Here is a 25,749-nt window from a genome sequence, read left to right as displayed (position 1 = left end):
CGGCGAGGGCGCTTTTGTGCCTTCCCGTCCGCCGCCGGCGCTGGCGGTCGCGCTCGCCGGCCGCGTCCGCCGCCCACCCCCCCGCCGAGCAGGCCGTGGTCGGGCACCCGCCGCGGATGCCGTACTGCTAAGACGCTCTGTTCGTAACGGGAATCCATGCTGATGACACCCGGTCCCACGGCCGTGCCGCCGCGGGTCCGCGACCGACTGAGCGAGCCGATGCCGAATCCCGATATCGAGCAGTCCTTCTTCGACACCTACGACGGCGTCTGCGAGAAGCTCCGGCGCGTCTACGACACCGACGACGACGTGGTCGTCATGGGCGGTGAGGGTATCCTCGGTCTCGAAGCCGCCATCGCCTCCACGGTCGCCCCCGGCGACGACGTGCTCTGCGTCTCGAACGGCCTCTACGGCGACGGCTTCGCCGACTTCGTCGAGAGCTACGGTGGCGAACCGACCGTCGTCGGTGCCGACTACACCGACCCGCTCGACGTGACGGGCGTCGAAGCCGCGCTCCACGAGGGCGAGTTCGAGGTCGCCACGATGGTCCACTGCGAGACGCCGACGGGGACGCTCAACGACATCGCGCCGGTCCTCGAACTTCTGTCCGACCACGGCGTGTTGACCATCGTCGACGCCGTCTCCTCGCTCGGCGGCACCCCCGTCCCGAGCGAGCACATCGACATCAACCTCGGCGCGTCCCAGAAGGCGTTCAGCTCGCCCCCGGGCCTCACCACGGTCGCCGTCAGCGACCGCGCGTGGGAGGTCATCGAGGAGCGCGACCCCGACTCCCTCTACACGAACCTCCTGCCGTGGCGCGACACGAGCGGGGGCTTCCCGTACACCCACCTCGGCGCGAACGTCGCCGCCCTCGACGAGTCGCTGTCGATGCTCCTCGAAGCGGGCCTCGACGCCGTCTACGAGCGCCACGAGGAGGCCGCCGCGCACTGCCGCGAGCGCGGGGCCGACCTCGGACTCGACGTCTACCCCGACGCCGAGCGGAGCGCTCCGACGGTGACGGCGTTTTACCTTCCCGACGAGGCGAAACGCGTCCGGAACGAACTCGAAGCCGAACACGACATCGTCCTCGCGACCGGCCTCGCCGACCTCGCCGACGACATCCTCCGCGTCGGCCACATGGGTTACAACGCCGACGTGGAGAAGGTCGACCGCGTGATGGAGGCGCTCGCGACCGTCGTCTGAGGGCGGCCGTTCGTCCGGGACCGACCGCCGTCCGGCTGTCAACGTTTTTACCCGAAGCCGACGACAGTCTCGGTGAGAACAACCGTGACCGAGACGAGTGATTCAGCGGGACGGCGGCGACCAGACGACGGAATCAGGGCCGCCATCGTCGCCGTGTTCCTGACGGGGCTCCGCCGCCGCAACCCGGCCGCGATGGTGAACGCCGTGTTCGCCCTCGCGGGCACGTTCCTCCCCGTCGCAGTCGAGCGACTGGCCGGCGTCGAGTTCCGTCCGTGGCAGCGCCTCTACGTCGAATCGGCGATGCTGACCCACTCGGTCGGGATGCTCGGCCCCTACGACGACGTGTGGTGGTGGGACCACCTCACCCACGCCCACTCGGCGACGATTCTCGGCGGGGTCGTCTACGTCCTCTCGCGCCGCCGCGGCCGCGACCCCTCGACGCGCGTCCTCGCGGTCGTGGTCTGCGCCGGCGTGCTCTGGGAACTCGCCGAGTACGCCATCCACCGCGGGGCCGACGCGCTCGGTATCGAACCCGTGCTCGTCTCCTACGGCCGGGTCGACACCGCCCTCGACCTCGTCTTTAACCTCGTCGGCGCGGCGCTCGTCGTCCTGTTCGGCGACCGCGCCCTGACGAATCTCGTTCCCGAAGTCGCGTGAGGCCCGGCCAGAACGCGCCGGGCACCGGAACGGTGATGTGACTCCGTCGGAGTTACAGCGTCGTGAATCGGCGGTCGCTACTTGCAACACTCGGGCTCGGTTCGGTCGCCGCGCTGAGCGGCTGTCTCACCATCGAAGGAGTCAACGGGGGCGTACTCACGGTGATGCACATCCCGTCACCGGAGGCGGCGGAGATCGTTTCCGCCTCGGACGAACGACTCGACGGAGCGGAGTTGATACTGCGAGCGCTCGACCGAGTGACCCAACGAGACCCCTACAGCGTGATGGACTTTCGTCTGGCCAGAGACGAGTACGCGGCTGTCGCGGCCGCACTGGAGGACCTTCCGTACTACGACCGCTCGGAGCACGAAGCGTCGATTCCATCGGGATACTACGTGAGCCACGGCGAGTTCGTCTATCGACTCGCGCACACACCCCTCTGTTCTGATACCCCGCTCGTCTCCGCTGACGACTCTCGGAACCGGTGTTGGACGTCAGTTCCCGAAGTTCCCGAAGACGCAACCACGTTGTAGCGACGCTCTCGTCGTCTCCGTCGACCCGTTCTCTGCTACGGGGCGGGTGTGCCGCGGTTCTCGCCCGCTGAGACGGCAGATGCTTCGATATTGCAAATAATTATTCCGTCTCGCACCACGAGTAGCGTATGTCAGCAGGCAGTTTTCGAGTCGCCGTTCTCGGGGGAGGGGTCGGCGGGCTGAGCGCGGCGCACGAACTCGGGGAACGCGGCTTCGACGTGACCGTGTACGAGGCCAAATCGCGACTGGGCGGGAAAGCTCGGAGCTTCTCGGTCCCCTCCGGTGACGACGGTCACTCGCTGCCGGCAGAACACGGGTTTCGGTTCTTCCCGGGGTTTTATCGAAATCTCCGCGACACGCTCGGCCGAATTCCGCGGGCGGCCGGGGGCACGGTCGCGGACAACCTCGTCGAGACGGACGAAACGCTCATCGCGACGACGACGGGCGAAGAGATGCGGTCCGAGACGCGGACACCGAACACGATTGCCGAGTGGGTCGCCGCGCTCAAACCGACAATCGGCGGCGGCGAAATCAGCCCCGCCGAGACGAACTACTTCTTACGACGCCTGCTGGTGCTGCTGACGAGTTGTCGAGCGCGCCGCGAACGGGAACTCGACCGCGTGTCGTGGTGGGAGTTCGTCGACGCGGAGGCGCAGTCACCGGCCTACCGCAAGCACCTCGCCGAGAGCACGCAGGCACTCGTCGCGCTGAAGCCCCAGCGCGGGAGCGCCCGTACCATCGGACAGATCTACGCGCAGTTGATGCTCGATCAGATTGACCCCAACCGGCCGACCGAGGCGGTGCTCAACGGCCCGACGAGCGAGGTCTGGATGACGCCGTGGGAGTCCTATCTGGAATCGTTGGGCGTGTCCGTCCGCACGGAATCGCCGGTCACGAAAATCGACTCCGACGGCCGTCGCGTCACCGGCGTCGAACTCGCCGGCGGGGAACGAGTGACCGCGGACTACTACGTGGCGGCGCTTCCGGTCGAGGTAATGGCGTCGTTGGTGACGCCGGAACTCCGGCTGGCGGCCCCGTCGCTCGGAACCATCGGGCGACTCGACACCGCTTGGATGAACGGGATTCAGTTCTACCTCACCGAGGACCTGCCACTCGCGCGCGGCCATCAAGCGTACACAGACTCCCCGTGGGCGCTGACCGCGATCTCGCAGCGCCAGTTCTGGGACGACGGCCCGTTCGACATCGAGACGTGTGCCGACGGCTCGATTCGAGGGGTCCTCTCCGCCATTATCTCGGACTGGGAGACCCCCGGATCGGTGTACGACAAGCCGGCCCGCGAGTGTAGCCGCGAGGAGATCAAAACCGAGGTCTGGCACCAACTGACGGCTCACCTCAACCGGGATGCGGAGCGGCTCTCGACCGAGTACCTGTACGACTGGGTGCTCGACCCCGCAATCGTCGAGACCGGCGACGGCATGGAGAATCACGAACCGCTGCTAATCAACACGGTCGGCTCGCTCCGAGACCGGCCCCCTGCGGTGACCGACGCACCGAACCTCGTGTTGGCGGCCGACTACGTCCGCACGGACACTGACTTGGCGACGATGGAGAGCGCGAACGAGGCGGCCCGCCGAGCCGTCGGTGGCATCGTCGAGCACACGGGGGCCGGAGCGCCGCCCCCGACTGTCTGGGGGCTGTCTGAGCCACAACTGTTCGACCCGCCGAAGCGGCAGGACGAGGTCGCGTTTCGGCTGGGACTCCCACACCCCGGCGAGGCCGAGCGCGGACTGCGGTCGACGTTCCGAGGGCTGCGCACGAGCGGCTGGGGATTCGATGACTGACCCTTGTCCTCGGCGCTGGGTTCGCATCGAAGCTCCGGAAACGGATCGATTGCCGCGCCCCCGGAGTCGTCTGTGACGGCGTCCACCGCGACCGACCGGATTCGAGACGCCGTGTACGACTCGCTGACGGCCGAGTTCGCGACGACCCGCGACGACCGCCCGGCGGTGGTGCCGGTCACGCCCTTTTTCGACCGCGAACGGGAGGTCGTCGTGGTAACGGCCGCGCCGGCGTTCGCGGGGAAAGCCGAGCGAGCGGCGGCCAACCCGCGGGTGTCGCTCCTGCTCCACGAAGGTGAGGGTCGATTGCACCTCACTGGACGCGCAACGGTTCGAGACGACGACTTGGAAGCGAACACCGCCGTCGTCGAGCGACTCATCCGCGACGAGCCGCCGTCGCCGAAACGGGAGGCGATGGTCGAGGCGGCAGACTTCCTCGGAACGCGGCTCGGGCTGCTCCTTCTGGACTGGTACGGGCTTCGGATTCTCATCGAAATTCGGCCGACTGCAGTCGACTCCCGCCCGTCCGATGGCACGACGACGGTCCCGACGTGGAACGCGGCCGGCGTCGACAGCGGAGAGGCGGAGACGTACGACCGGGTGGTCGCGACCGTCACCGACGACGCGGGGTATCCCCGAAGTTGGCCGGTTTCGTCCGCGACCGTCCGCGACGGTCGGCTCCGGCTGACGCCGCCGGACGACGTGAGGCCGGTCGACGGCCAGCCCGCGTGCGTCCTCGTCCACTGGCACGACGCGGACCTCGCGAAGCTCGAACAGCGACTCATCCGCGGTCGGTGTCGGAAGGACGCGCGCGGACTGGTGTTCGACCCCGCGAGTTCGTTCCACCTGCGGAACCGAACGCCGCGGGACCGCCTTCGGTTCATCGTCGACGGCAAGCGTCGGACGCGGGCCTACTTCGACGACCGCGGACGGACGTACAGACCGGTTCCTCGCCTTCGGACGCTCCTCGAGTGGTGAAAGTCAGTACGACCGCCGAACGGACGCCCTACGCGCGCTGGGTGTGTTCCGCGGACTCGGTGCCGCCCTCGCGGGCGGGCTTTTCGTCCATGTTTCGGGTCCGGACCGCCGTCCTGAGCCCGACTTCGGCGACGTTACCGGCGTGTTCGGCAGTTCGTTCGAGCGCGTGAAGCGCGTGCGCGAATCGGTAGTTCGCGTCGGCGTCGACCTCCTCGAACAGCCGTCGCTCCACGTCGGCGACGCCCTCGCAGACCCGGTCGCGCGCCGCCAGCGCCTCCCGCGCCGCGTCGGGGTCGTCGCCTTCGAGGGCGACCTGTACCGCTGATTCGAGCGACTCCGGGACCAACTCGGCGAGTTCGGACACCTCGTCGGCGACTGCGGGAGGAAGCGGGTCGGCGACCGCCGACGCGACGGCGGCGATTCGCTCGGCCTGGTCGGCAACGCGCTCTAACTCGCGGGCCGCGGTGTGGAGTCGGAACAGCTCCGGGCGCGTCTCTCCGAGGGCGTCCACCTCGTCGAGGCGGTCGAGCCCGCGGGTGAAGTGCCGGTCGACCATGGCGAACAGGCGGTCGGCGCGGTCGTCGCGCTCCGCGAAGCCGTCGAGGGGGGCGGCACCGGTGAGTGCGGCGGTCGCGTCGCGGTGCATCGAGACGGCGACGAACTGGAGTTGTCGAACCGACTGGCGGATAGAGACCTCGTTCGCGTCGAGGACGTTCCGCACCGTGACGGCGGTGTCCGACTCCTCCGTGATGGTCACGCCGACGAGGTTCCGTGCGACCCGCCTGACGGCCTGTCGCTGTTCGGCGTCGAACGTCCCGTCGGCCTCGATGACGACCTGTTTCGACCCGGCGGCGTAGGCCGCCCGGAGCGTCTGTTCGAGGAAGTCGCCGCCTGCGGAGTCGACTCCGCCGTCCGCGTCGCTCCCACCGACAGTCACCGTGAACTGCATCGACGAATCGTCCTCGCACTCGGGAGCCTGCACGACTAACATCCCGTCGAGGTGCGTGTGGAGGTTGACGACGGTTCCGGCGGTGATGCCCTCACCGTCCGCCCACTCTCGGGGGAGCGAGACGGTGAACGTCCCGTTGCTGACCTGCTGAATCTTGCGTGTCTCCATTGTGTTGGCTGTCTGAGTTCGTGTTGTCTGAATGCCAGTTCCGCGGTGACGCCGACCCCGCCTCGGCGGGTGGCTCGACTGGCGAGAAGCGAGCGCCGCCGACTGATGGGCCGACTCCGACGGCGGCAAGTCGTCGAACCCCGTCGTCGCGTCGGGAAGTCGAAGTCGGGATACCGGCCGCGGGGACGGGCGGGCGGGTTGGCGGTCTGTCCGGGTCGAGACGGCGGGTGTGGGTCTGGCGTCGACTACCCGAACTTCCCGCTGATGTAGTCCTCGACGCGCTGGCTCTGGGGGTCTTCGAACACCTGGTCGGTGTCGCCGTACTCGACGAGTTCGCCGCCGGTGAGGAACACCGCCGTCTGGTCCGAGATGCGCGCCGCCTGCTGCATGTTGTGGGTGACGATGACGACCGTGTACTCCTCGGCGAGGTCGTGGACGAGGTCCTCGATTTTCGAGGTCGCGATGGGGTCGAGCGCCGAGGCGGGTTCGTCCATGAGCAGCACTTCGGGGTCGGTCGCCAGCGCGCGGGCGATGCAGAGCCGCTGTTGCTGACCGCCCGAGAGCCCGAGCGCGTTGTCGTCGAGGCGGTCGTTCACCTCGTCCCACAGCGCCGCCTGTTGGAGGGAGCGCTCGACGAGTTCGTCGACCGCGTCGTCGTCGCTCCGGCCGAGCAGGTTGGCGAGCAGACCGGTGTCGAGGTCGCCGTGCTTCCGCGGGCCGTAGGAGATGTTGTCCGCGATGCTCTTCGGGAACGGGTTCGGCGACTGGAACACCATACCGACGCGCTTGCGAAGTTCGACGAGGTTGACGCCGTCCTGGTAGAGTTCCTCGCCTTCGAGTCGGACCGAGCCGTCGATGCTCGCGGCCTTGATGCGGTCGTTCATTCGGTTGAGACACCGGAGGAACGTCGACTTCCCGCAGCCGGAGGGGCCGATGAGCGCCGTGACGCTGTTTTCGGGAATCTCCATCGAGACGCTCTTCAGCGCGTGGTCGTCGCCGTAGTACACGTCGAGGTCGGAGACCGAGAGCTTCGCCTCGCCCTCGAACTCGTGTTCGACCCACTCCTCGCGGGTCCGCTCGCGCGTCTCGCCGCTCGTGACTTCGAGCGGCTGGTCGGTGCCGGGGCTCGCGCCGCCGGCGAGTTCGCTGTCCGCCGTCGCCTGTGCGTCGTCCGTCGTCTGTCTGGTTTCACTCATGGTTAGTCGTGCTGAAGTTTACTCCGGAAGTAGTATCGCGTCGCGATGCCGATCGCGTAGAAGCCCAAGACGACCACGAGCAGGATGAGCGCCGTCGCCCACCGGAACTCGTCGATGGCGCTGATGTTCGACGACTGCCCGACGCCCGCGGTGATAAGCGAGTAGAGCTGATACGGAAGCGCCGAGGTCGCCTGCATCAGTTCGGGGTTGGTGACGAACGGCGGCGCGTACTGGAGCTGGAAGCCGCCGAGCACGTCGACCGTCTGGCTGCCCGGCGGGGCGACGCTCCCCGACATGGTCAGGAGAATCGGCGCGGTCTCGCCGGCGATGCGGCCGACCCCGAGGATGATACCCGTGACGATGCCCGGAAGCGCTGCCGGGAGGACGATGCTCCGAACGGTCTGCCACTTCGTGACGCCGAGGGCTGCGCTCGCGTCGCGGTACTCGTCGGGGACCGCCAGCATCGACTCCCGACTCGTGATGACGACGAGCGGGAGGAGCATGAAGCCGAGCGTGAGCATCCCCGCCAGCAGCGACTTCTGGTTGCCGAGCCGCGGAACGAGGAACGCCAGTCCGAACAGCCCGAAGACGATGCTGGGCGTGCTCCACAGACCGTTAGTTGCGATTTCGACGACCTGCGTGAAGCGCCCGCGGTCGGCGTACTCGGTGATGAAGACTGCCGCGCCGATACCGAGCGGAACGGCGAACAGCACCGCGCCGACGACGAGCCAAATCGTGCCCACGATGGCCGGAAGGACGCCGTTCACGTCGTTGAGGAGCGCAACGCCGTTCATCACGAACGGCCACGAGACGGGAAGCGAGAACGTCACGCCGACGAGCGTTACTTCGGGACCCGCACCCGCGCCGAACGCGAGGCCCTTGAACAGCCCCGGCAGGCCCTTCAGGACCGTAAACGCGACGAGGAGGAACAGCAGCGCGATGATGGAGATGGCGTTCAGGTAGACGAGGACGTACGCGCCGATGTGGCGGCCGCGCGCGCCGAACCCGCCGTAGGCCTTCGCGGCGGCCCAGCCGACGAGCAGGGAACAGAACGCCGTCAGGACCGGAATCGTGAACTCGGCGTTGAACGACGCCTGCTGTTCCCACCCGAGGTCCCAGAGCCACGATGGGCCGATGACGCCGGTGAGGAAGACGACGCCGGCGAAGACGGCCAGCGCGCCGGCGGGGAGCGTCGAGCCGATGTCCTCGCGGGGGAGCGCGCTCACCGCGAACGCGGCCCCGCCGGTGACGAGCGACGCGACGACCCACCCGGCCGTCCCGAGCCCGAGCGTCTGCGAGGCGACCAGTCCGCCGACGACGAACCAGATGAGGCCGAACGTCCCGGAGGCGAGAAGCCCGGCGGTCGGTCTGGGGTCGGTGGCGACGTAGCCGAGTCGGGAGCCGACGCCGAAGGTGACGACGGCGAAGCCGAGAACGACCAACAGTCCGCCGAGGAGCGCGACCATCGGCACGCCCGCGACGGGGTCGGTGATGGTCACGAGTTCGAACACCGACGCGAGCGAGAGGGCGAACAGCACCGCCGCCAGTCCCACCGCGCCGGCGGCGACCGCTTCTGTTTCGGAGGTGTCCTCGCTGACGAGCGCGGTGTCGGTCGCGCCCGCCATTATTCGGCACCTCCGAGCTTCCGGCGCATGCGCGCCTCGATGTACTGCGAGCCGATGCTGAGGAACAGCACCGTGACGAACAGGATGACGCCCGCGACGAACAGCGCCGAGAGCTGGAGACCGTCGGCGTCGCCGTAGTTCGCCGCGATGAGTGACGTGAGCGTGTCGTTACCGTAGAAGACGTTGTACAGCGGCTTCGTGAGGCCCGGACTGCCGCGGAGCATCACGGTGGCCGCCATCGTCTCGCCGATGGCGCGGCCCACGCCGAGGAGGACCGCGGCCGAGACGCCCGAGAACGCCGCCGGCAACGTGATGGAGGTCATCGTCTGCCAGTCGGTCGTGCCGAGAGCGAGCGACCCGCTTTTCATCGACTCGGGGACGCTGTTGAGCGCGTCTTCGGCGACCGAGACGACCGTCGGGAGCGCCATCAGGCCGACGACGATGCCGACGAACAGGTACGTGCCCTGCCCGACGATGTCGAACTGGTCGGCCGCCCACGGGCTGAGGATGGTAAAGCCGATGAAACCGTAGACGATGGAAGGGATGCCCGCCAGAATCTCGACCCCCGGTTTGACGAGTTCGCGGACGGTCCGCGGGGCGATTTCGCTGAGGAAGAGCGCCGCGGCCACGCCCAGCGGGGCGGCGACCGCCGTCGCGATGATGGTGACGAGCACCGTCCCGTGAATCATCGGGACGAGCGAGTACTGAATCGGCGGCGTCACCGGACTCCAGCGCGTCTCGATGAAGAGTCGCAGGCCGGGAATCGGCACGCCGAAGACGTTCACGGTCGCGTACTGCACGGTCGGCCACGCCTCCGCGAAGATGAAGACGAGAATGAGCCCGAGGACGAGGATGGTCGAGACCGTCGTCGTCAGCGTGAGCACGCGCGCTGTCAATTCTTGGTGTCTGAGCCAGCCGTAGCCCGTCGCGACGAGGAACACCGCGAACGGGATAGCCGTCAGCGAGGAGACGGCCAGAAAGCCCGCGAACGCCGCGAGAAGCGACACCGCCGCGACCGTGACCGTGACGAGCGCGTCAGGCGGCGTCTCGTCGACGAAGTCGCGACCGCGCCGGAGCCCTCGCCGAGCCGCCGCTCGGAGGCCGGCACCGTCGGAGTTTGGAAGTACGTTCATGATTGGAGCGTCGATGAATGGAAAGAACGAGGTTCAGGAACCGCTACCGCGTCCGAGTCGCGTTACGCTTGGCTCGGAAGCTTGTCCTTCTCGGACTGAAGGTCCTTGTCAGGCAGTGGGATGTAGTTGTTGTCCTCGACGAACACCTTCTGACCGAACGTGGTCAGGAACATGTTCATGAACGCGGCTTCGCGCATGTCTGTCCCGCTCGGGGTGTCCTCCGTGATGGTCGTGTACTGGTGGAGGTCGCGGTTGAGTGGGTAGTCGCTGTCGAAGATGGTGTGCTCCGCGCTCTTGTCCGGCGCGTAGAGCGTGCCCTCGAATTCGATACCGATGGGCTGGACCTGCGGGCCGGTGAACGCGAGTGCCATGTACGCGATGGCACCGTCGTTCTGCTGGACGACGGTCGCAACCTGCTGGTTCTGGCCCTTCCGGGTGTCGACGCCCTCCATCGAGGCGTCGGCGCTGCCGAGCATGTTGAGGCGGAACGAGGTGTCCGTCCCGGAGCCTTCCGCGCGGCCGACCACGTAGATTTCCTGATCGTGGCCGCCGACTTCGCTCCAGTTGGTGATTTCGTCCTGGTAGATTTTGCGAACTTCTTCGCCGGTGAGTTCCGTCACGCCTGCGTCGTAGACGTCCTTCGAGACGACGACGGGCTGGCCGTCGCGGCCGAGGACGTGGTCCACGTAGTTCGCGTCGCGCTCTTCTTCGCTGATGCCGAGTTCTGCCGTGATGGGGCCAGAGGAGTTACCGATGTCCACGAGGCCGTCACGGACGGACTTACAGCCCGTCCCGGAGTGGCTCAGGCCGATGGACGTTGCGAACGCGGGGTTCGCCTGCGTCTCGGTCGGCTCGAAGCCGTAGAGGGATGCGAAGTAGTCGGCCAGACGCATGTCCGGTGCGCCGAGTTCGTCCCAGCCGGGGACGGTAGATTCGTCGTTCGAACCCCAGTACTCGCCGTCGCTCGGCGGCGCGTTGGAGTTCCAGTAGGAACTCCCCTTGTTCGCGATGGGATACACCGTCGAGGAGCCCTCGGCGGTGAGCATCTGCGGCGCGCTCGATTCGGTCGTCTCCTCGGGGGTCGAGGTCGTGGTCTCCGGCGCGTCCGTCTCTTCTTCTTCGGTCGCCGGCGCGTCGGTCTCGGGGTTCGACTGCCCCGAACAACCGGCGAGCCCCGCGACGCCCGCCGCGCTCGATGCGACGAGGAACTGCCGACGTGATACGCTGCCTGCCAACTTCTTGGAATCTTGCGCCATCACGTGGTCAGACCCGGTTTTAAATAAAATGCGTTTATAATACCACTTTAGTTCTATCAGAGTTCAACGTAACACTAAGAGTCGAAATAGTTCGATATTAGCGCACACATCGGTACCGAGACCTATATACTCGAACGTAATCGAGACGACAGAAAATATAACGGGTCCCGAGATACGTACGCACGATGGCCCAGCAGGACGGAACCACCGGCTCAGAACGTATCGTCGGTCTGTCGAAATCCGCGGCGGTCGAGCGCGTCGTGGACGCCGACGAGTCCCGAGACCCCGACACCGTTCGCGCGGTGCTCGACCACGTGACCGAAGACGGCATCGTGACGGCCGACGGCGTCGACTCGGCGGTCACGGACACGTCGATGATTCTCTCGACCGCGGAGACGCGCGTCGAACTCGCGTCCATCGACCTCGACGACGCCGGTGAGGCCGCCGGCGACGACGCGGCCGTCGGTGCCGTTCGGTCCCGTCTCGACGTGTTCGAGTCGAAGGTCGCGAACGCGGCCGAGCGGGTCGAATCGCTCGGCGAGAAGTTACAGGGGCTCTCCGGGTGGCGCGACGACCCCCGGTCCGTCTACGATACTGTGCTCGGACTCCGGGAGGTCGCGTCCGAGTCGCAGGCGCTCACCGCGCACGCGGACAACGTACAACTCGACATCGAGGAGTTCGAGCGCTGGCTGTCGAACCACGACGTTCGCGTGCGCGGGCTCGACGGCGACGTGACGGCGCTCGAACAGTCGCTCGACGGGCTTGCCGACCGAGTGGCGTTCGTCGCCGACGCGAACGATGCCGACACGCCCGAGGCGGGAGGCGACGACCGCGCGACCGAGTGGTACAACGCCGCGCTCCGCGCCCGCGTCTCCGACCTGCTGGTCGAGGACGTGCGGGCCGAACTCGCCGACCTGCGGGAACTGGCTCCCGAGTCGGCCGCTGAGAGTGACGGTCTCGGCGACGCCGCCGCCGACCTCGACGAACTCGACGCCCGCGTTGAACGGCTCCGCGGGCGACTCGACGAGCTCGTCCGACCGTCGTGGGGCGACGAGTACGGGGCGCGAATCGAGTCGTTCGAGGCGACGCTCGCCGCGTTCGAACCGCCGGTGTCGTGGGGCGCGGTGCAGGCCGAACTCGACGACGCCCGGGTCGGCGACGACGAGTGAGTGGAGGAGAGTGGTAGAGAGTGAAGGCCCCACTTACTCCAAGAGGAGGACGGAGGGAAGTCGGTCGGGGTTCTCCAGTCGTAACAGCGAGTAGACGACGCCGGAGAGGCCATGGAAGAACATCGGGTTCGGAAAGGTCGCCGTGTGTCCGGTCATCGAAAACTCGCCGTGGGCGTCTCTCCGAGTGAGACACCGGCGGGCCAGTTCGATTGCGTGTGAGCCGTCGAGGGGGCCGCGGCGCGCGCCGACGAGAAGCGCTTCGACCCGCCCGAAGTTCCCGCAGCAGACGTGGTCCATGTTCGACGGTTCGGCTCGCGCGGTCTCCGAGAGCGCGTCAATCGCGGCGTTGTGGAGGTCGCTGTCGTCGAGCGCGTCCGCGATGCCGAGCCGAGCGAGTGCCATTCCCGACCGCCCGTGACACCACTTATCATCATAGCTCGGGTCCTCGTGCGATTTCGCCCAGTTGTTCTGGTTCGGGTCGTACAGCGCCGATTCGAAGGCGAGTGCCTCGCGCGTTGCGTCCAAGAACCGTTCGTCCCCCGTCGCCTCGGCGAGGCGGGCGAGCGCGTAGCCGATTCCGCACGCACCGTGTGAGAACCCCGTGAGCGGCGGTTCATCCTCGGCAGTTCGCCACACTCGGTAGCCGTCTTCCAGCACGCGGCCATCAAGGAGGCGCTCTCCGCACGCGACTGCCCGGTCGAGAACGGACTCGTCGCCGTGCCGGTCGTAGTACGCGAGGAGGCCAAGCATGGTCCCGGCGGCCCCCTCCAGTACGTCGAACGTTTCGTCGTTCGTTACGTGGGACTCCGTGACGACGTCCGCGGCGGACCGCGCGGCGCGGCGGTATTCGTCGGCGTCGAGAAGCTCCGAGATGACCGTAAGCGTGTAGACGACCGACCCGACGCCCAGCATCCCACCCAAGTTCGGCGGCGGGCCACCGTCTTCGATGGCGTCGAGCACGGGCGATAAGACCTCTTCCGCCACGGTTCGATAGCGCGTCTCGCCCGTGGTCTCGAAGAGTGCCGCGGCCGCCAGCGCGATACCACCGCGTCCGTGGTACAGCGAGAAGTCAGTCGGATAGAGGTCGATACCCGTCTTCGTCGGTGAGATAGACACCCAGGCGTCGCCGTCTGGCGTCTCGATACCGGCGTCCAGAACCTCCTCGAACAGGGTCTTCGCGGTCGCACCGAACACCTCGGCAGAGACGTCAGGTTCGGGTGCGGGGCCCGGCACTTGCGGGCCGAACGCGTACTGTAGTAGCCACGCTTGTCGGTCGCGGTCGTCGTCGCTCATCGAGGCGACGCGCTGACGGCAGCGGTCGAATCCCGGCGTGTCGACATCGACGGGCAACTCGTTTCTATCGTGAGTGACTGTACTACTCGTCGGCGACGACGCGAACCGAGGGAAGTCGCGGCGGCGAAGCGCCCTCCGCTCGGCGGCGTACAACGGCCAGTATCCGTCGGCGTCGATTCGGCCGTCGAAGAAGGGGACCGCGAGCTTTTCGTACTCGACCGAGAGGCGGGCCCCGTCTCGAAGCGGGTCGCGTGCGGCCGCCGACCGGAGAATCGAGCCGTATCGGGCCGTCGCCCGGTACACCAACCGATTTTCGAGACCATCGACGAGGGTGGACGGCAACACGTCGCTGAAGAACGCGCCGTCTTCGTGTAGCGACCGGATGGTGTCGTACGCTTCGGTGAACCCCTCGACGAGCGCCTCGGTGTACGAAACCGGCGGGTGGTCGCCATCCGCGGTACTCGCGGTGTTCGTGGTCAGGTTGACCTCTGGCCGGACTTCCTCTACTGTCATGACGTCCGTGTTCGCCGCTTCGATACCGGGTTTGGAGACGTCTTTGAACGCTCGCTCACTCGAACTACCGAAGCCGGCGTGGGGAACGCCTGCATCGTCGTCGCTCGGGGTGCGCGGGTCACCAACCGACCACGGTGCCAAGAGCGTAGAGAGTATCGTACTGTGGGCGACCGTGGACACTTCCGTCGGCGTCGGCATGGCCGCCGGGTCAAGGGAGGGGTGGAAAGCCGTCTCGCCGTCGACGACCATCGGGCTCTCCCCGTCTACGAGCAGGTTCTCGTACTGGCAGTCGGTCATGTTGAGCGCGTACGCGACGCAAGTGAGGAGACCCGCTTGCTCGTAGTACCGCCGCACTGCGTCGGTATCGGCTAAGTCGTCGTACGCTATTGGCTCCATCCACCCGTAGCCGTCTCTGGGGAGGTACTCCGGGGACTGAAAGGTCGCGACCGACGTGCGTTCGCTCACGCGTTCGAGCACTTCGTACAGGGCCACGCCCCCGTCGACACCTCTCGGTTTGTAGATAACGTCCCTCGAACCGAACGAGACGCGGACGGGAATTCGGCCCTTCGCGTGCGCGTCCGTCGAGAGCGGTTCGAGCGAGGTCACCGAACCGTCGATGTCGAACCGCGCTTTGAGCGCGGGGGTGTCGTCTCGAATCCGCCGGCAGAGTTCGGAGACCGCATCGACCCAGTTGTCGATGATGACGGCGATTTGCCGGGCGAGAACGGGGTACTCGACGCAGAGGTTGGACATCCCATGTGCGAACATCGCGTCGATGAACTCCTCGTAGTACTCGGTCGGCGGGTCGTCAAACTCGTCAGGGTCGGCCGCAGCTAGTTCGGGGTCGAAGTGTTCTACGAAGCTCTTGAATTCGACGTATAGCGGCCGGACGCAGAGCGCGTGGAACCGTCTGGTTAGCCCCTCGACCAACGGCTCCACCGACTCGTCCGGAACGGAGAGCGTCCCGAGCCGACTCCGCGCGAACTCGCTGAATCCGGTCAAAAGCTCCCGGAACGGGACGTCATCCGGCGTGCTCGAGTAGCGCGTCGGGTCGGAAGACCGGAGGTACTCGATTAGTTCCTCGATTGTCTCGAGCCACGCCGGGAGCGGCACGTCGCTCGGCCACTTCGTGGCCGCCGACTCCGATTCGATGTCTCCCCGCCGGATTCCATCGGCTGACAGCCGCTCGGAGAACTGTTCTTCGTCGGCGAAAAGCCCTTCCCACTCGTCCAGAATCGTCGTCGGGGATATCTCGGGGTCGGGGCCGGGGTCGTTCGAAGGCCCTTCGAGACGCTCGTGGAGCGTCCGGGCACGACCGGCGATTTCGCGACGTTGTTGTTGTGTGAATACCGTCTCGTCAGATGTCGATGTAGCCATAGTAGGTGTGAATCGGTACGCTGTGGGGTGAATTGGAGAGCGCCTGCGAGCCGCCAGAAAAAACTGATGTACTTCTCCGCGGTCGAGCGACGCGGAGAAGGCTCGGAAACACCTCAGTTGGTGGTGTCGCAGCAGGGGAGCTTCGAGGCCGTGTGGCACGGGAGATAACACGACGCCGTCCCGGTGCTGTCGTGAGACATCTCGAACTTGTCGGAGATGATCGACCCGAAGAGGCCGTCGTAGTGTGATTTGTCAACAGTACGTGCAATACCGATGTCCAATGTGACTGACATCAAACTGTATGTCTGGACGACATGTTATAAATCTAATGGCAATTGGTTAGAAACTCAGCTCGCGTCGCCGCTGGGGAGAGTGGGACGGCACCCGAACGGTGGATATTCGCTCAGTAGTGTCCCATGACGCCGCGGCGACGAGCGACCCGCGAGCAGTACTTGAAGACGACGTATCCGCAGACGAGGTAACCGACGCCGACCCCGAGGAGGACGGACAGTTCCTCGGCCGAGAACTCCCACAGTCGAATCCCGTGGCGCATCGATTGCTGGAGGAGCGCGGACCCCTGAACGAGCGGCAGTAGTCGAAGGAGCGGTACGTCTGCCGTCGGGGCACCCACGAGACCGACCATCGCGAACTGCATGAGGTTCGAAACCGCACCGATTCGCTTGTAGATGAGCGCGAGACCCGCGAACACGAACCCGATTCCGACGACCGAAAGTAGCGAAGCGGTTACCACGGGGACGATAGTGAGCAAGTCGACCGAGAGCGTCCGTCCCGTGGTCACCAGCATGAGAATGAGGATAACTCCGCCGATGGCCATGCTCTGAATCACGTTCGAGGCCGCTTTCAGGAGCATGACGCGGCCGAATCCGAACGGAGACATGTATAGCTGTTCGAGGGTTCCCCACTGGGACTCCTGTGTGATGTTCCCCGAGAGACCGGAGTACGCGCCTTGCGCCATCGTCCAGAGGAACCAACCGACGATGACGCCGTTGAGCGTCGAGTCGAGCGATTGTGGCGACCCACCGATTCCACCCACCACCGCTTGCCCGCCGAAGAAGACGATGGCGAAGAACACGTACATTGTCGCCACGTTGATGGCGAAGTTCACGCGGTACCGGAGCATCACGGTGAACTGTTTTCTGATGACCTCCCAGAGGAGGCGACCGAGGCCGACGAGTGTCGTCGTCCCACCGAGGCTAGTCGAGTGCGCTGGCTCCGAACTCATGTCTGCGTGTCCATCTGTGGTGGGCGGTCAGATCCGAGTGAGCCCTCCGAAGACTCGTTTGTCAGTTGGATGAATATCTCCTCGAGATCTGGTTCGACCGAAGTGAACGACTCGACTTCGCACCCGACCTCGCGCAGTCCGTCGACGAGTCGGTAGAACTCGTCGCCGCCGACGCGGACCGAAAACTGGGTCGAATCACCTCTCGTCTCGAACGAGTCCGCGTCGAACTGAGCCGAGAGGTGCTGACGGTCCCGCTGTGAGAGCGTCCCATCGACTACGATACGATACGACTGTATGTCGAACACGTCGAGGAGGTCCGAGACGCTCTGGTCGGTGACGACCTCACCGTCATTCATCACCACAACTCGGTCGCAGATGTCCTCGATGACGTCCATGTCGTGGCTCGACAGGAGAAGCGTCGTTCCTTGGTCCGTGACGAGACGACGAAGTTCCTTGCGCAGCTCGAGCGAACTCTCGACGTCGAGTCCGAGCGTCGGCTCGTCCAGCAGAACGACGTCGGCGTCCCTCGCGAGCGTGCAGGCGAGCGAGACTTTCTGCTTTTCGCCCCGCGAGAGTTCTCTGACGGTCGAGTCAGCTTTGTCTGTGAGCCCAAATTTATCGAGCAGTTCCTGTTGACGTCGCTCTGTTTGCCCCGTCGACTCTCCGGCGAGTGCCGCGAAAAACCGCATATTCTCCCGAACCGTCAACCGCCAGTAGACGTTCCGAGCGCCCTCCAGCATCGCCCCGATGTGTTGGTACGCGCGCTCCGGTTCGTCATGTACGTCAGTCCCGTGAATCTGGACCGTTCCGTTCGTGGGAACGATGAGGCCGAGCAACGATTTAATCGTGGTCGTCTTCCCGGCACCATTGGGTCCGAGCAACCCGACGGCGGTGCCCCGCTCGATGTCGAAGTCCACTTGCTCGACTGCCGTGACCCGACCGTCGCTACCCTCGTACTGCTTGTGGAGGTCTGACACCGAGAGTGCGATAGGGTCCGGTTCAGAGGGAGGAACCGCTCCATCAGTTTGTAATGACGAATCGTTGAACTCTTCGAGCACGTCAGTTCGTGACGGCGGTCTACTATAATAAATTGTTGGCTACTAAACACGAACGGCAACTCCGCGAAGCCAGGGCTTTATCCCGCCCGCAGAGTGCATCTCCCCAGATCTCGAACCAGGCGAACGACTCGGATTCGTCTATTTGAAAGGCGTCCTACTGCTCGGCCCGCAGGCACTCTCCAAGAGCTAGTAAATCGTGGGTCGAGGTGCGAGCGTAAACTATCACATCCACTACGTAAATCGCGTTCAGCGAAAGTACATGTGTGTTCGGTCCCTCGGTCTAACTGCGAACACCAATGTCAGACTACGAACTTGACCCCCTCCCGTACGAGTACGACGCCCTCGAACCGCACATCTCCGAGCAGGTGCTGACGTGGCATCACGACACCCACCATCAGGGCTACGTCAACGGNCCGTACGAGTACGACGCCCTCGAACCGCACATCTCCGAGCAGGTGCTGACGTGGCATCACGACACCCACCATCAGGGCTACGTCAACGGCTGGAACGCGGCCGAGGAGACCCTCGCCGACAACCGCGAAGCAGGCGAGTTCGGCTCGTCTGCCGGCGCGCTTCGTAACGTCACCCACAACGGCTCGGGACACATTCTGCACGACCTGTTCTGGCAGAACATGTCGCCGGAAGGCGGCGACGAGCCCGAAGGCGCGCTCGCAGAGCGCATCGCCGAGGACTTCGGCTCCTACGAAGCCTGGAAGGGTGAATTCGAAGCGGCGGCCGGCGCAGCCGGCGGCTGGGCGCTTCTCGTCTACGACTCGTTCTCGAACCAGCTTCGGAACGTCGTCGTCGACAAGCACGACCAGGGTGCGCTCTGGGGCTCCCACCCCATCCTCGCGCTCGACGTCTGGGAACACTCCTACTACCACGACTACGGCCCGGCCCGCGGCGACTTCGTCTCCGCGTTCTTCGAGGTCGTCGACTGGGACGAACCCGCCGCCCGCTACGACCANCTCCTACTACCACGACTACGGCCCGGCCCGCGGCGACTTCGTCTCCGCGTTCTTCGAGGTCGTCGACTGGGACGAACCCGCCGCCCGCTACGACCAGGCCGTCGAACTCTTCGAGTAACGTCGCGTAACAGAACGAACCCACCGTTTCCCGCGCGACCACCACGGGTTACCGTGAAAGGGTGCCCAACACAGGGCATCCGGCGGGGCGAGTTCGTCCCGCCAGACCGGCACCCTTCTACCGACCGTCCGCACGTGTTCCGGCGAGCGGTGCGACCGTCGTCGACCGTTCTCGTTTGTTTCAAGCAAAATTCATAACTACGCGTGGAAGAATGTGCGGTTAATGAGTAATAGTAATCCACCGTGGACTGCCGAATTTGCCGCCCTGAAGTCCGACTGCGCCGTCGAACTCGCCACGTTGCTGGAGAAATACCCGCAACCGGTCGTCTACGAGGTGATGAGCGAGATGCTCCGCCGCGAGATGCGCGACCAGTTCGCCGTCTCGTTCGCCGAGTCGCAGTTCGACGAATGAACCGCGATAGCGCGTAATCGAGCGTACTACAAAATATCCGCTTTGCTGGGGTTCTTTATCGAGTACGCTAGTGCATGGAACATGGCAGACGTAATCGTCATCGGCGGCGGTCCCGCTGGTCTGACAACCTCCCTCTTCGCCGCGAAGAACGGGCTCTCCACGACGGTCTTCGACACCGACAAGACGTGGATGCACAAGGCGCATCTGTTCAACTACCCCGGAATCGGCTCCATCGACGGCTCGGACTACATGGAGACGCTCCGCACGCAGGTCGACCACTTCGACGCGGAGCGCCACCAGGGCGAGGAAGTCACCGACGTGAGCGAGAGCGACGACGGCTTCGTGGTCACGACCGGCGACGACGAGTACGAGGCCGACTACGTCGTGCTCGCCACGGGCGCGAACCGCGACCTCGCGGAGTCGCTCGGCTGCGCGTTCGACGACGAAATCGTCGACGTGGACGTGACGATGGAGACGAGCGTCGAGGACGCCTACGCCACGGGCGCGATGGTCCGCGCCGAGGAGTGGCAGGCCGTCATCTCCGCCGGCGACGGCGCGGCCGCCGCCCTCAACATCCTCTCGAAAGAGAAGGGCGAACACTACCACGACTTCGACGTGCCCGCCGACGCCGAGTCCGTCTACGGCTCCCTCATCGACGAAGTCTAGCCGCAACCCGCGCGGTCGTACCTTCCGACTCCGACGTCGCGTTCTCGTTTTTCCTTCGCCGAGACTCCGGAGACTCGCCTGTCTCGTTAGCCGAGTCGCTCGATGAACGAGTTGATAACCCGAATCTCGTCGTCATTGATGGCGTGTCCCAATCCCTCGTACAACCGACTCGTCGTGTCGGCCCCGAGTGCCGCGAAGACTCGGGCCGACGCCTCGACTCGCTCGGGGTCGACGCGAGAGTCGTCGCGGCCGCTCCCGAAGAAGACCGGCGTGCCGTCGAGGTTGTCGTCGCTGACGTGCCCATCGTGGTCGCCGTCGTGGGTCCGACTCCCGAGGTCGGGTCCGAGGAGACTCCCCGAGAGCGCGACGAGACCGCCGTACCGACGTGGGTTTCGAACCGCGAACTCGGCGGCGAGACACGCGCCCTGTGAGAACCCGAAGAGGACGACTCGCCCGGGCGGAATCCCGGCGTCGCCGGCGATGTCGAGCGCGGCCGACACCCGACTGAGCGCCGAGGAGAGCCACGGTTCGTTTCGCTCGATGGAACTGGTGGCCGGTGCCGGATACCACGAGCTCCCGGCGGCCTGCGGCGCGAGGTACATCACGCCCCGGTGGAGGAACTCGTCGACGAGGGTGAGGACGTGCCGCGCCTTCGAGCCGCGGCCGTGGAGCATGACGACTGCCGCGTCGGCGACCTGCGGGGGCGCTCCGCCCGTCGCAATCTCCTGCCCCTCGTGGGGGTCGGTCGCGGACCGGGGCGCTGTTGGGCGGCGGGCCATCAGTTCAGTCCGTCGTCGCTGCTAGGTCCGACGCCAACCGGAAGGTCGAGCGGGCGCAGTTGGCTTTCTATCATCTCGCGGTCCTCCTCCAGCCACGGCGGGAGGTACAGCGACTGACCGAGCGTCTCCGGGTCGGCGTCGAACGTGAGGCCGGGGCCGTCGGTCGCGAGTTCGAACAGGATACCGCCCGGTTCGCGGACGTACAGCGAGTGGAACACGTGTCTGTCTTTCACCCGCGACACGTCGTAGCCGCGCTCGCGGAACAGGTCGTGCCACTCGTACAGTTGGGCTTCGTCCTCGACGCGGACCGCGACGTGGTGGATGCTCCCCGCGCCCTCGCGGCCGAACTCGCCGTCCCTATCGAGGAGGTCCACGACGGTCGCCCGGTCGCCCGGCGCTCGGTAGCGAACGCGATCGCCCTCTTGTTCGACGAGGTCGAACCCGAGCGTATCGAGCACGCTGGCGGTCACGAAGGGGTTCGTCGAGTGGAGCGTGACGCCGTGGATGCCGCGAATCGCGCGCTCGGCGGGGACCGGACCGCCGAACCACGGTTCGACCGACGACTCGCCGGTGACGAGTTCGAGGTCGGTCCCGTCGGGGTCCGAAAACCGGAGGGCAGTCTCGTCGAACCGCTCGAACGGGCCGTCGACTTCGACGCCGCGGTCGGCGAGGCGGTCGATCCAGTAGTCGACGGCGTCGGGGGGGATCACCAGCGACGCGGTTCGAATCTGGGGCGTGCCGGGGCGTCCCGGCTCCTCCGCCGGGTACGGGAAGAAAGTCAAGGCCGTTCCGGGCGAGCCGGTCTCGTCACCGTAGAACAGGTGGCGCGTGAACTTCTCGTTGAAGTTCACCGTCTGCTTGACGAGGCGCAGACCGAGCGTCGTCGCGTAGAAGTCGACGTTCGCCTGCGCGTCGCGGACGATTCCTGTGACGTGGTGGATTCCGGCGGTGTCTGTGAGCATCGAGTTGGGCGGGGTGTGTTGGAGAGTGGTAGTGTGGCGGCGACGGTGCGGCGGCGGAGACATGTCGGCGGCGATACCGCGTCAGCGACCGATGGTTCCCTGTCGGGTGACGGGAGCGTCGGGGTCGATCAGGAACGCGACGACGGTGGCGTCCTCGTCGGCGGTGAGCGTCAGACGGGCGTCATCGACGAGCAGGCCGCTTTCGGTTTTCCCGAAGCGCGTGTCCGCGGCCTCGACCGCGCCGTCGAACACGTAGAAGTACGCGTCTCGTCCCTCGATAGCGGGGAGGTCAGCGCTCGACCCGGCGTCGAGACGGAGGTCGAAGAGGTCGACCTCGTTGCGGACGAAAAGCGGCGCGTGGGAGCCCTCGGGCCCGAACAGGTGCCGCCACTCACCCTCGACGGGGGCGTCGATGGGTTCGTGTTGGATGTTCGGCTCCAGTCCGAGGCTGTGGGGCCGGACGAACATCTGAAGCATCCGCAGCGGCGGGTCGTCCGCGCGGGTGAACTCCTCGTGCCAGAACGTCTCGCCCGCGTTCATCACCATCAGGTGGTCGGCGTCGGTGACGAGGTCGTTGCCGTCTTGGTCGCCGTGACGCATCACGCCGGCGGGCACCCACGAGATGATTTCCTCGTCGCGGTGGGGGTGCATCGCGATGTGGGTGTCGGGGTCCATGAACGACTCGACGATGGTCGCGAGCGGGCCGTAGCCGTGGTCCGCGTGGTCCGGGAGGGCGCGACCGGGGAAGTTGAAGTGGGTCCGGAACTTCCCCTGGTTCTGGGAGACGTCGGTTCGCTCCGCCTTGTAGAGCTTCGTCTCGGAGCCGACTTTCATTACGCACGCACCTACGCATCGAATCTATATACCTTCTCGGCGACGTGACCGAAAGCAGGTGACGTCGGTGTCACCGGGAGCGGACGACCGCTCCGATGACAAACGTTTTGTTCCTGACAACCGACAGAGCGGGCGAATGGAGACGAGTCGGTGGACGCCGCGGCGAAACTGGCTGTTCGTCGTGCTGAGTGGTATCGTCGCGGCGGGAGTGGTCTCCGTGTTCGGCCCCTCCGACTCGAGCGTCATCGCGTCGGTCGCGGTCGGAGTCGTGGTCAGTCTCATGTTCGCGGTCGGCCACGCGGTGTCGAACGAGCGAGTGAAACAGGCGCTCCTTGACGCGCTGTCGCTTCTGCCGTGAGTTCGTCCCCGGGTCGACCGACTGTGAGCGACCCACGGCGTCACCAACCCTGCCGCAGTACGAACGCGGCGTGTCCGAACACGGCGAGCAGAAACGGCACCGAACCGGCGGGCCAGACGAAGACGGTGCCGAGCGGAATCGCACCCAGAAAGAGAGCGGTCACGGCGAACCGCCCCCACACCCGGTCGGCCGACTTCAGCGTCGAGTCCACTCGAATCGACACGTTGTACTGACGGAGCGTCTCCCGGAACCGAGGTTCGAACTCGTCCGGAACGAGAAACATCGAGGGCTTGTTGACGAACGACTGTTCGTAGTACAATCGGACTACAGTCCGGTCCCCGATGGTCACGAACCGGGCAGTTTCAACGTCCGCGAGTGAGGTCGTCACGTCCTCGTCGCTCCGAAACAGCGAGGGGTCACCCATGTGGTAGGTGCTTTCGAGCTCGCCGGCGTCATCGTCGAGCGCGACGCTCATACCGATGAACCGTTCCGAGCTCTGGAGGACTGCCGTCAGTATCACCGCGCAGTACATACTGTACACGAACGGGGCGCGGTCACCGGCGAGCGCGCCGAAAGTCAGCAGGGCAGCGGGGGCGACGGCGAACACGCCCCACCACGACACGCGACCGAAATCGACGCCGTTGAACGCGACACGCCACGGGAGTTCTCGAAGGCCAGCCATCCCCGCGGTCCACGCTGCGACGGACTCGTTCTCGTCTGGATGTGTCACCGTTAGTGTACTTCAAAATCGGCCGATATATAGCTCTCTTTCAACGAGTTGCGGTGCGACCGCCGCGCCTCTGGTCCGGGCGCAAAAAGAAAAAGAATGCGAGTACCGAGGCCTCCCGCAGGTACCAGCCCCTAAATGATAATATATTGATACTCTGCGTCCGAAACAGAAGCCTTACCACTAGCAACCGAGTTCGATGTAGTAGCGGGATGGGATAGCCAGGAGATTCCGCCGGGCTCATAACCCGGAGATCGGTAGTTCAAATCTACCTCCCGCTATGGTTTTGCTGACCNAGCCAGGAGATTCCGCCGGGCTCATAACCCGGAGATCGGTAGTTCAAATCTACCTCCCGCTATGGTTTTGCTGACCTCAACTCCTGAGCGCCGAGTCTCGGCTCGGCGCGACCCACGAGGTCAGCCTCATAGCTCAGTAGAGTTGAACCAGTGAGCAACGCTTCACGTTGCGAGTGAGGCCCGCTTTCCCCGACCATCGAGAGAAGACTGGTTCGGAACGAGGAAACTGGCGACTCAGTTGTCGGCCAACTTACCGCGTTTCTCGGCGACGACCGACCCGACTGCGGACCGCAACGTCTCCCAATCGACGCGGCCTTTGTCGAGTCGAACGTACTCCTTCACGGACGATACTCTCGAACACGCGTGCGTGAACCTCGGCGGTCGTGGGCGGTTTTTGGGACGTTTCGATGGCTTCGACGGCGCGGCCGACTCGCGCGTCGGTGACGAGTTCGTCGGCGAGTTCCGCTGGCTCACCTCGTATCGGCTCGTGGTCGCTTATCTCGTCGACGGCGCTCTCTCGGACGAGTGCGCGTCCACCGCGTCGATTCTCGATGACGACACCTGCGGCGGGTCCGGCGTACCACGCGGATTCGGGGATGTCGAGCCGTTCCGGGTGGAAATCCCGGACGTTCAGTTCCTTCTGGAAGGTGTTCAGCGGCGTCAGACCCAAGCGCTCGAACACCTGCTCGGCTTTGTCGATGGGGAACAGTCGCTCTTTGGTCCCGTTCCAGATGGTCCAGCCGAGAAATGCCGGGATTCGCTCCCAGTCGTAGTCGATACCGACATTGCACGGTGCCACGCCGAAGAAGACGTACGCTTCTGGCTCGTCGACCGCGTCGTGGAACGCGTCGCGGTCGAACCGCTCTCGAACGTGTCGAACGGCGTATTCGTACGGCGGAGGCACGTCGTCGAAGACCCGGTCTCGGCCGCCGAACAGTAGACGCCCCGACGGTTTCATCTGAAACCGCAACCGGGGACCAGCGACGTACTCACGGAGCCACAAGTGACCGCTCGACAGCAACTCGTCGGCGGCATCTCCGAGCTGAGGCGTCGATGGATACGGTTGCATGAGTGGTTCTTTCCACCACGAGAGGGATAGTCTTGGGTGTGCGCTCTGGCATCCCGCTCGCCGCGTGCCGCCCTTCGGGCCGCAGGGGAACACGTCGCGTAGTCTGCTGGGGGAGCCGACAACAGACAATCGTAGTTCATCAGTTGGTGAAATACACGCGGGGGGACACCGAGACCGGGGGTGATCCGACTCGTCAGAGACCCCCTCTATTCGTGTACGAGGGTCGCGCCGACGACGGCGATGTGTCGGAGTTAGGCTGTTTTCGCGCATTCAGCGGCTCACCGAGAACGAGAGTCAATACGCGACCGAGGCGAGCCGCACAGTTTCGGAGTTTGGGTTCTGTTGCGTGCCTTATTTTCACGCCAACTGAATTTGATTAGGCTCTCACCTTGCAGTTTTCGAATTTAGCAC

Annotated in this window: 22 protein-coding genes, 1 tRNA gene and 2 pseudogenes; 11 read left to right on the top strand and 14 right to left on the bottom strand. The window is 65.5% G+C overall.

From position 1 onward, the window contains the following. The first annotated feature begins 156 nt into the window (after window positions 1-156). The 5 genes from C457_RS08895 (at window position 157) to C457_RS08875 (ending at window position 5,170) form a co-directional block, all read left to right on the top strand. Window positions 157-1,203 carry a pyridoxal-phosphate-dependent aminotransferase family protein gene (locus C457_RS08895; RefSeq protein WP_008093859.1) on the top strand — a complete coding sequence of 349 codons (1,047 nt, stop codon included), beginning with the start codon at window positions 157-159 and terminating at the stop codon, window positions 1,201-1,203. Window positions 1,204-1,275: 72 nt separating this feature from the next. Further along, window positions 1,276-1,860 carry a hypothetical protein gene (locus C457_RS08890; RefSeq protein ID WP_049913462.1) on the top strand — a complete coding sequence of 195 codons (585 nt, stop codon included), beginning with the start codon at window positions 1,276-1,278 and terminating at the stop codon, window positions 1,858-1,860. Between the two features lie 62 nt (window positions 1,861-1,922). Continuing rightward, window positions 1,923-2,393: a hypothetical protein gene (locus tag C457_RS08885; protein ID WP_152419980.1), complete on the top strand. Its 471-nt coding sequence runs from the start codon at window positions 1,923-1,925 to the stop codon at window positions 2,391-2,393. 128 nt (window positions 2,394-2,521) lie between these two features. Next, a complete protein-coding gene (locus tag C457_RS08880) occupies window positions 2,522-4,195 on the top strand; it encodes a hydroxysqualene dehydroxylase (protein ID WP_008093854.1) in 1,674 nt (557 codons plus the stop codon). Between the two features lie 72 nt (window positions 4,196-4,267). Beyond that, on the top strand, window positions 4,268-5,170 hold the full coding sequence (locus C457_RS08875; protein WP_008093852.1) for a pyridoxamine 5'-phosphate oxidase family protein: 903 nt from the start codon (window positions 4,268-4,270) through the stop codon (window positions 5,168-5,170). Window positions 5,171-5,198: 28 nt separating this feature from the next. On the opposite strand, the gene C457_RS08870 is transcribed toward C457_RS08875, so the two are convergent. From C457_RS08870 to C457_RS08850, 5 genes are all read right to left on the bottom strand, one after another. Further along, the gene (locus tag C457_RS08870) at window positions 5,199-6,287 is read right to left on the bottom strand and encodes a phosphate uptake regulator PhoU (protein ID WP_008093850.1); all 1,089 of its coding nucleotides are present in this window, start codon (window positions 6,285-6,287) and stop codon (window positions 5,199-5,201) included. Between the two features lie 245 nt (window positions 6,288-6,532). After that, window positions 6,533-7,483 carry a phosphate ABC transporter ATP-binding protein PstB gene (gene pstB / locus C457_RS08865; RefSeq protein WP_008093848.1) on the bottom strand — a complete coding sequence of 317 codons (951 nt, stop codon included), beginning with the start codon at window positions 7,481-7,483 and terminating at the stop codon, window positions 6,533-6,535. 2 nt (window positions 7,484-7,485) lie between these two features. Continuing rightward, window positions 7,486-9,108: a phosphate ABC transporter permease PstA gene (gene pstA / locus C457_RS08860; protein WP_008093846.1), complete on the bottom strand. Its 1,623-nt coding sequence runs from the start codon at window positions 9,106-9,108 to the stop codon at window positions 7,486-7,488. Further along, window positions 9,108-10,241, bottom strand: a complete 1,134-nt coding sequence (pstC, locus tag C457_RS08855) for a phosphate ABC transporter permease subunit PstC (protein ID WP_008093844.1) — start codon at window positions 10,239-10,241, stop codon at window positions 9,108-9,110. The genes pstA and pstC overlap by 1 nt, the downstream gene beginning before the upstream one ends. Window positions 10,242-10,303: 62 nt before the next feature. Then, a complete protein-coding gene (locus tag C457_RS08850; protein ID WP_008093842.1) occupies window positions 10,304-11,497 on the bottom strand; it encodes a substrate-binding domain-containing protein in 1,194 nt (397 codons plus the stop codon). A 185-nt stretch (window positions 11,498-11,682) separates the two neighbouring features. Here C457_RS08850 and C457_RS08845 point away from each other — a divergent pair, with 185 nt between their 5' ends. Beyond that, the gene (locus C457_RS08845) at window positions 11,683-12,666 is read left to right on the top strand and encodes a hypothetical protein (protein ID WP_008093841.1); all 984 of its coding nucleotides are present in this window, start codon (window positions 11,683-11,685) and stop codon (window positions 12,664-12,666) included. A 33-nt stretch (window positions 12,667-12,699) separates the two neighbouring features. On the opposite strand, the gene C457_RS08840 is transcribed toward C457_RS08845, so the two are convergent. The 4 genes from C457_RS08840 to C457_RS08825 all read right to left on the bottom strand — a co-directional run bounded on the left by C457_RS08840 (window position 12,700) and on the right by C457_RS08825 (window position 18,069). Then, the gene (locus C457_RS08840; RefSeq protein ID WP_008093839.1) at window positions 12,700-15,849 is read right to left on the bottom strand and encodes a type 2 lanthipeptide synthetase LanM family protein; all 3,150 of its coding nucleotides are present in this window, start codon (window positions 15,847-15,849) and stop codon (window positions 12,700-12,702) included. Between the two features lie 113 nt (window positions 15,850-15,962). Continuing rightward, entirely contained in the window at window positions 15,963-16,142 is a 180-nt protein-coding gene (locus C457_RS08835) for a hypothetical protein (RefSeq protein WP_008093838.1), read from the bottom strand. Between the two features lie 110 nt (window positions 16,143-16,252). After that, window positions 16,253-17,092 (bottom strand): hypothetical protein, encoded by an 840-nt coding sequence (locus C457_RS08830; RefSeq protein WP_008093836.1) that lies wholly within the window; start codon window positions 17,090-17,092, stop codon window positions 16,253-16,255. Beyond that, entirely contained in the window at window positions 17,089-18,069 is a 981-nt protein-coding gene (locus tag C457_RS08825; RefSeq protein ID WP_008093835.1) for an ABC transporter ATP-binding protein, read from the bottom strand. The genes C457_RS08830 and C457_RS08825 overlap by 4 nt, the downstream gene beginning before the upstream one ends. 377 nt (window positions 18,070-18,446) lie before the next feature. Here C457_RS08825 and sod point away from each other — a divergent pair. From sod to C457_RS08810, 3 genes and pseudogenes are all read left to right on the top strand, one after another. Continuing rightward, window positions 18,447-19,115: pseudogene (gene sod, locus C457_RS08820) on the top strand (superoxide dismutase); the annotation flags it as partial. Window positions 19,116-19,458: 343 nt separating this feature from the next. Next, window positions 19,459-19,647 (top strand): hypothetical protein, encoded by a 189-nt coding sequence (locus C457_RS08815; protein ID WP_049913461.1) that lies wholly within the window; start codon window positions 19,459-19,461, stop codon window positions 19,645-19,647. A gap of 81 nt (window positions 19,648-19,728) precedes the next feature. Further along, window positions 19,729-20,313 carry an NAD(P)/FAD-dependent oxidoreductase gene (locus C457_RS08810; RefSeq protein ID WP_008093830.1) on the top strand — a complete coding sequence of 195 codons (585 nt, stop codon included), beginning with the start codon at window positions 19,729-19,731 and terminating at the stop codon, window positions 20,311-20,313. Between the two features lie 86 nt (window positions 20,314-20,399). Here the strand turns inward: C457_RS08810 and C457_RS08805 are convergent, their stop codons facing one another. The 3 genes from C457_RS08805 to C457_RS08795 form a co-directional block, all read right to left on the bottom strand. After that, a complete protein-coding gene (locus tag C457_RS08805; RefSeq protein ID WP_008093828.1) occupies window positions 20,400-21,092 on the bottom strand; it encodes an alpha/beta hydrolase in 693 nt (230 codons plus the stop codon). Further along, window positions 21,092-22,054, bottom strand: coding sequence for a ring-cleaving dioxygenase (locus tag C457_RS08800; protein ID WP_008093826.1), 963 nt, complete (start codon window positions 22,052-22,054; stop codon window positions 21,092-21,094). Before C457_RS08800 ends, C457_RS08805 begins: the two co-directional genes overlap by 1 nt. Before the next feature lie 81 nt (window positions 22,055-22,135). Next, window positions 22,136-22,888 carry a pirin family protein gene (locus C457_RS08795; protein WP_008093825.1) on the bottom strand — a complete coding sequence of 251 codons (753 nt, stop codon included), beginning with the start codon at window positions 22,886-22,888 and terminating at the stop codon, window positions 22,136-22,138. A gap of 136 nt (window positions 22,889-23,024) precedes the next feature. On the opposite strand from C457_RS08795, the gene C457_RS08790 reads away from it, so the two are divergent. Then, on the top strand, window positions 23,025-23,246 hold the full coding sequence (locus C457_RS08790; RefSeq protein WP_008093823.1) for a hypothetical protein: 222 nt from the start codon (window positions 23,025-23,027) through the stop codon (window positions 23,244-23,246). Between the two features lie 40 nt (window positions 23,247-23,286). Here C457_RS08790 and C457_RS08785 read toward each other — a convergent pair whose 3' ends face one another. Next, window positions 23,287-23,928 (bottom strand): hypothetical protein, encoded by a 642-nt coding sequence (locus tag C457_RS08785; RefSeq protein ID WP_008093821.1) that lies wholly within the window; start codon window positions 23,926-23,928, stop codon window positions 23,287-23,289. A 251-nt stretch (window positions 23,929-24,179) separates the two neighbouring features. Between C457_RS08785 and C457_RS19980 the strand changes: the two genes are divergently transcribed. Continuing rightward, a tRNA-Met gene (locus C457_RS19980) sits at window positions 24,180-24,254 on the top strand. 249 nt (window positions 24,255-24,503) lie between these two features. Here the strand turns inward: C457_RS19980 and C457_RS08775 are convergent. After that, window positions 24,504-25,227, bottom strand: a pseudogene (locus tag C457_RS08775) (hypothetical protein). Window positions 25,228-25,749 lie beyond the last annotated feature (522 nt).

Source organism: Haloferax prahovense DSM 18310, from assembly GCF_000336815.1.
GTDB classification, from domain to species: Archaea; Halobacteriota; Halobacteria; order Halobacteriales; family Haloferacaceae; genus Haloferax; species Haloferax prahovense.
The sequence above is the reverse complement of the archived record's forward strand: the minus strand, read 5'-3'. Positions and strand labels throughout refer to the sequence as shown.

Bases quoted from the DNA above. Each gene is read 5' to 3' on its own strand.
- C457_RS08895 (WP_008093859.1), top strand. From the start codon at position 157: ATGCTGATGACACCCGGTCCCACGGCCGTGCCGCCGCGGGTCCGCGAC.
- C457_RS08880 (WP_008093854.1), top strand. From the start codon at position 2,522: ATGTCAGCAGGCAGTTTTCGAGTCGCCGTTCTCGGGGGAGGGGTCGGC.
- pstC (WP_008093844.1), bottom strand. From the start codon at position 10,241: ATGAACGTACTTCCAAACTCCGACGGTGCCGGCCTCCGAGCGGCGGCT.
- C457_RS08805 (WP_008093828.1), bottom strand. From the start codon at position 21,092: ATGGCCCGCCGCCCAACAGCGCCCCGGTCCGCGACCGACCCCCACGAG.
- C457_RS08795 (WP_008093825.1), bottom strand. From the start codon at position 22,888: ATGAAAGTCGGCTCCGAGACGAAGCTCTACAAGGCGGAGCGAACCGAC.
- C457_RS08840 (WP_008093839.1), bottom strand. From the start codon at position 15,849: ATGGCTACATCGACATCTGACGAGACGGTATTCACACAACAACAACGT.
- C457_RS08835 (WP_008093838.1), bottom strand. From the start codon at position 16,142: ATGTCAGTCACATTGGACATCGGTATTGCACGTACTGTTGACAAATCA.
- C457_RS08870 (WP_008093850.1), bottom strand. From the start codon at position 6,287: ATGGAGACACGCAAGATTCAGCAGGTCAGCAACGGGACGTTCACCGTC.
- C457_RS08785 (WP_008093821.1), bottom strand. From the start codon at position 23,928: ATGGCTGGCCTTCGAGAACTCCCGTGGCGTGTCGCGTTCAACGGCGTC.
- C457_RS08800 (WP_008093826.1), bottom strand. From the start codon at position 22,054: ATGCTCACAGACACCGCCGGAATCCACCACGTCACAGGAATCGTCCGC.
- C457_RS08845 (WP_008093841.1), top strand. From the start codon at position 11,683: ATGGCCCAGCAGGACGGAACCACCGGCTCAGAACGTATCGTCGGTCTG.
- C457_RS08830 (WP_008093836.1), bottom strand. From the start codon at position 17,092: ATGAGTTCGGAGCCAGCGCACTCGACTAGCCTCGGTGGGACGACGACA.
- C457_RS08790 (WP_008093823.1), top strand. From the start codon at position 23,025: ATGGAGACGAGTCGGTGGACGCCGCGGCGAAACTGGCTGTTCGTCGTG.
- C457_RS08810 (WP_008093830.1), top strand. From the start codon at position 19,729: ATGGCAGACGTAATCGTCATCGGCGGCGGTCCCGCTGGTCTGACAACC.
- C457_RS08850 (WP_008093842.1), bottom strand. From the start codon at position 11,497: ATGGCGCAAGATTCCAAGAAGTTGGCAGGCAGCGTATCACGTCGGCAG.
- pstB (WP_008093848.1), bottom strand. From the start codon at position 7,483: ATGAGTGAAACCAGACAGACGACGGACGACGCACAGGCGACGGCGGAC.
- pstA (WP_008093846.1), bottom strand. From the start codon at position 9,108: ATGGCGGGCGCGACCGACACCGCGCTCGTCAGCGAGGACACCTCCGAA.
- C457_RS08815 (WP_049913461.1), top strand. From the start codon at position 19,459: ATGAGTAATAGTAATCCACCGTGGACTGCCGAATTTGCCGCCCTGAAG.